Annotated in this window: 1 rRNA gene; it reads left to right on the top strand. The window is 51.7% G+C overall.

From position 1 onward, the window contains the following. Window positions 1-574, top strand: a 16S ribosomal RNA gene (locus C400_RS26490); the annotation flags it as partial.

The raw sequence follows: 574 nt of genomic DNA, 5'->3' as shown, positions 1-574 counted from the left end.
TAAACAGGATTAGATACCTGGTAGTCCACGCCGTAAACGATGAATGCTAGGTGTTAGGGGTTTCGATACCCTTGGTGCCGAAGTTAACACATTAAGCATTCCGCCTGGGGAGTACGGTCGCAAGACTGAAACTCAAAGGAATTGACGGGGACCCGCACAAGCAGTGGAGTATGTGGTTTAATTCGAAGCAACGCGAAGAACCTTACCAGGTCTTGACATCCCTTTGACCGGTCTAGAGATAGATCTTTCCTTCGGGACAGAGGAGACAGGTGGTGCATGGTTGTCGTCAGCTCGTGTCGTGAGATGTTGGGTTAAGTCCCGCAACGAGCGCAACCCTTATGCTTAGTTGCCAGCAGGTCGAGCTGGGCACTCTAAGCAGACTGCCGGTGACAAACCGGAGGAAGGTGGGGATGACGTCAAATCATCATGCCCCTTATGACCTGGGCTACACACGTACTACAATGGCCGGTACAACGGGAAGCGAAGGAGCGATCTGGAGCCAATCCTAGAAAAGCCGGTCTCAGTTCGGATTGTAGGCTGCAACTCGCCTACATGAAGTCGGAATTGCTAGTAA

The sequence above is a fragment of the Paenibacillus sp. ICGEB2008 genome, from assembly GCF_000307675.1.
Lineage (GTDB): Bacteria > Bacillota > Bacilli > Paenibacillales > Paenibacillaceae > Paenibacillus > Paenibacillus polymyxa.
Note: the sequence above shows the minus strand (reverse complement) of the source record. Positions and strands in the feature narration are given on the sequence as shown.